Origin of the sequence: Bacillus sanguinis, assembly GCF_018332475.1 — a bacterium.
Lineage (GTDB): Bacteria > Bacillota > Bacilli > Bacillales > Bacillaceae_G > Bacillus_A > Bacillus_A sanguinis.
Window position 1 is genome coordinate 1 of the sequence record NZ_BOQB01000179.1, and the last position, 4,086, is coordinate 4,086.

At 30.2% G+C, this 4,086-nt stretch carries 4 protein-coding genes and 3 pseudogenes; 1 reads left to right on the forward strand and 6 read right to left on the reverse strand.

Features of this window, described 5'->3' with window-relative positions; translation table 11 throughout:
- The 6 genes and pseudogenes from KI369_RS19145 to KI369_RS19170 all read right to left on the reverse strand — a co-directional run.
- Positions 1–462: pseudogene (locus KI369_RS19145) on the reverse strand (hypothetical protein); the annotation flags it as partial.
- Positions 463–559: 97 nt separating this feature from the next.
- Positions 560–1,072, reverse strand: a complete 513-nt coding sequence (locus KI369_RS19150) for an NUDIX hydrolase (RefSeq protein WP_212956994.1) — start codon at positions 1,070–1,072, stop codon at positions 560–562.
- A 19-nt stretch (positions 1,073–1,091) separates the two neighbouring features.
- The gene (gene dnaN, locus KI369_RS19155) at positions 1,092–2,225 is read right to left on the reverse strand and encodes a DNA polymerase III subunit beta (RefSeq protein WP_212956995.1); all 1,134 of its coding nucleotides are present in this window, start codon (positions 2,223–2,225) and stop codon (positions 1,092–1,094) included.
- A 30-nt stretch (positions 2,226–2,255) separates the two neighbouring features.
- Positions 2,256–2,699, reverse strand: a complete 444-nt coding sequence (locus KI369_RS19160) for an NUDIX hydrolase (RefSeq protein WP_212956996.1) — start codon at positions 2,697–2,699, stop codon at positions 2,256–2,258.
- A gap of 217 nt (positions 2,700–2,916) precedes the next feature.
- Entirely contained in the window at positions 2,917–3,333 is a 417-nt protein-coding gene (locus KI369_RS19165; RefSeq protein WP_212956997.1) for a GNAT family N-acetyltransferase, read from the reverse strand.
- Positions 3,334–3,510: 177 nt separating this feature from the next.
- A pseudogene (locus tag KI369_RS19170) lies at positions 3,511–3,810 on the reverse strand (cadmium resistance transporter); the annotation flags it as partial.
- 203 nt (positions 3,811–4,013) lie between these two features.
- On the opposite strand from KI369_RS19170, the pseudogene KI369_RS29910 reads away from it, so the two are divergent.
- Positions 4,014–4,086 (forward strand): annotated as a pseudogene (locus KI369_RS29910) (DUF3841 domain-containing protein); the annotation flags it as partial.

Below are 4,086 nucleotides of genomic sequence, written 5' to 3' on the forward strand. Positions count from 1 at the left end.
ATTGATAATATTTATATCTTTTATTTGTGTTTTGTGCCAAGTGTTATAATATTTATTTTTTCCATCTACATATATAACTTCCGAATTAAATTTAGGATCATCTATAGCTATATAAGCTCCTTCAATAGAAGCGTTTTTTTCTAATTCTAGAACTCTAAAATTACCTTCAACAACAAATTGTGTTCCATAACCAAATAATAACTTAACACCATGTTTCACTACGATTGGTGACGTAATTTTATACTTCTTATCATCAAGCAATACTGTTTTAATTTTACTAGATTCTGCTTTATTAATAGCAGATTGTATTTTGTTTGAATCATTTTCCCCTTTAAAGTCTTCTACATACACCTTATCATTTTTAGATAAACTATCTGTTTTATTGTATTGATAAAAAGCAAAAGTAATTAGAATGATACCTATGAGTAAAATAATTAATTTCTTCATCACACTCATCCTCATATAAATTTTATCCTTAGCTACTCTTCGAACAATCTATGGCTTTTATATTCAGGTGATAATTATTTTGCTGTGTATGATAGATTACAATTCTTACTTTTTATAATTGAATTATATTATCTATAGAGCCGTCCTGCTTAGCTAATTCTTTATTCCTATAATCTATTAATTTATGATTAGATAAAACAAAATTGTGCTCTAATATTAATTCATTGTGGAGTACTGCATATAAAAATTTTGGTATCATCTCTCCTACGCCGTAATTAAAGTCACTTAGAATCCAAGAAATCTCTTTCCAATCTAAAATTCCTTCTGATACTTTTTTTGGAGTTTGATATGTAAATTCATTAAGCATCTCTATTATATAAACATACATACCGCCAGAATATGGAGAGTCCTCCCACTTAATAATCCCTTTAAATTGAATTTGGTCATGCATAACTTCTATATTAGTCTCTTCTTTTATTTCACGGATTGCATTCTCTAAAGGTGTTTCTCCCTTTTCTATCTTTCCCCCTACCCCATTCCACAATCCTTTTACAGGGTCATATTCTCTATTTAACATAAGTATCTCTTTATTTCTCTTTATAAAACATAAAGTGTACTTGTACATAATGTGATTCCTTCCTTTGTTATGAATAAGTTCTCACTGGAGATATAAGATGTACTGCTGTAGATTGCGTCCCTGCTTCAATTAATATCGGTCTCATAGAACCGCTGAAATTTAAAGTAACCGTTTCTTCTTTTATTGCCCTTAAAGCATCCAACATAAAACGTCCATCGAAAGATATATTTAATTGTTTTTCACCTTGAAGTCCATCTATTTGTTGCGTCTCGGATATTTTCCCAATCTGAGAAGCGTTAGAAGAAATTTGAATTGTGGATTCGTTTATGATTTCTAAATTAACGTTGTTATTTGCCCATTCACTTGCTAATAAGCTTGATCGATCTACCCCTTGTAACATTCTTTGTCTATCGATGTTAATGACTGTTTGAAATTCATTTGGAATGAGAGTAGAAATATTAGGATATTTCCCTTCGATTAGTCTTGAATATAACGTAGTTGTGCCGAATGTAAAAATAATGTGGCTTTCTGATAGATAAATAGAAACGAATTCTAAATTGCTGTTCATTAATTTTAAAAGCTCATTAATGGTTTCACTTGGTACAATACAATTTGCTTTCACATTAGTAGAAATTAATGTTTCACGTATAGCTAGTCTATGAGAGTCAGTTGCAGCGCATATTAATTTGTTGTGGTCTAACTCGATATGTACTCCGGTAAGAACGGGTCTAGATTCATTTTTCGCTACTGCAAAGACTGTTTGTTTAAACGCATCAATCAATTGTTTTGTTTCTATTTGTATTTCTGCATGATCGTCTATTTGTGGTACGTTAGGAAATTCATTCGCTAGAAATCCATTTAAGTTTAATGTGATTTCTTCTGATTGTATGGTAATTGTTTGCTCATTCTTACTTTTTATTACTATATCGCTTGGCATTTTCTTTATAATTTCAATGAAGTATTTTGCAGGTACAACAATTGTTCCTGCTTTGAAGATAGTCGTAATTTGTTCGTTATCTATGGAACTAGGGATGAATTTTTCGATGAAAATATTTGAATTACTTGCGATTAAAGTAATTCCCGATTGATTTGCAGATATTTTTATACCGGATAGTATAGGAATTATAGCTTTGGTAGATATAGCTTTACTTACTTCTGAAAGTGCTTGAGTGAAATTTTTATGATTAACGATAAACTCCATTTTTTCCCCGCCTTACATGAAATGATAATTTTATGAAGATTGATGAATAATTGTTCCGTTAAAAAAGTAAGGTACTGTTCTTTTTCTTTGTAATATATTTAATAAGTGTTCTGGTATACGTAAATGAGACACTGCTCTATGTAATTCCATCCAAGTAATTTCTTCGATTTCTTTTGGCCTTGATATATACGTCTTTCCGCCGATTATTTCGCCTAAAAAATTAAAGAAAATTGCATGATGTCCTCTCTCTTCAAAAAAAGCTTCGCTAATGTAACAAATACCATTTACAGTTATATGTAATCCGGTTTCTTCTTTCACTTCCCGAATTACTGCCTCTTCTAACGTTTCTCCCAATTTAACCGCGCCACCTGGTAACGTGTAATAAGAACCATTCTTCCCTTTGTTTTTTACCATTAAGATCTTTTCATTCGTTTTATCGTATAAAAGTGCATATGTAACATTTACTTTTTTCACCTAAGTCCACCTCTAATAATGGGAATTTTCTATCTTTGTTACATTCTACCATTTATTCGTTTTAAAATATAAAAAAGTTAATTGACTATTTCATTTATCTGCTCTTAGCAAAGTTAATAATCGTTAACCTTTCATTACTATATAAAAAAGAGCATATTTTGAAAGTGATCATTCAACGTACGCTCTTTATGCTTTGATTGATTCATTTTGGATTCTTTTATAACCTTTTTTCCAAATAGTATCGATTATGCCCTTTAGGGTGGTCTTCACTTACTCCAATTACTTTATATCCATGCTTTTTATAAAAATCAGGAGCTTGAAAGCTAAAAGTATCTAAATTGATTAGCCTACACTCATTTTCAATTGCAAATTCTTCAATAAGTTTTATTAACTTAGTTCCATATCCTTCGTGTCTATATTCTTCAGAAACCCACAGAAAATCAACATGTACGTGGTGCCAAAATGTAATTGCAGTTATTCCGCCTACTATTTCTTCATTTTCATTTTTTACTATAAAACTAATTTTTTCTGAAGGCTTTTTCTCTTCATCCGAAATATGTTTTTGATTATATTCAATTACTTTTTCTCTTATGTAATCACTATCTTCCTGGACCCATTGTTTTACTATTTTCATTTAAATTATCACGCTCCTTTTATGGTATCTATTCAATTTAACAATCGAAATGTCCTGTCTAACTTAAAAGTTGCAGTTCACTGTTTTAGTCCACTAAAATAAATAAAGCCTTATCTGTAATAAGGCTTTATACGTTGTTCAATCCATTTTAATTAAAGCGTCCGTTAATTAAACATTTTAATAAAAAAATGCAATTGTATCACTACGAAAAAGTATAAAAATTCCTAAACCAATTAGAACGATTGGAACGACAATATGACCGTTTTTCTCAAGTGCTTTAGCTAAAATTGGAGTTCTTATCAATATATAGCTAATCAAACACCATATTGCTATCATGGAAAAAAAGATACTTAATGTAATGATATTTGCTTCCAAGGTTTGACTAGCGAACATTGGTATATAAATTGAGATATTGTCAGCTCCATTTGCTAATGTAATCGAAGCTACTTTAAATAATGAACCAGAAACGTTATCAAGGAATATGACTCTACATAAAGAATATTAATTTATATTGATAAACAACTATGTGTATTCCCTATCTTATCAGCCTCATAAATAAGAAACAACTAATGCCCTAGTAAAAGATATGTTAGAACCACATCTTTTCTAATGAAATTTCGAACTTAACATTTTACCCAATACTTTCAACATGCTATACTAAAAATCATTTTAATGAAGCAAAGCAAGGTGTCATCGGAAGAATCCCCCTTTCATTTGTAAAAAAAGTCCAACGTTTTCGCGCGAAGGAAGATA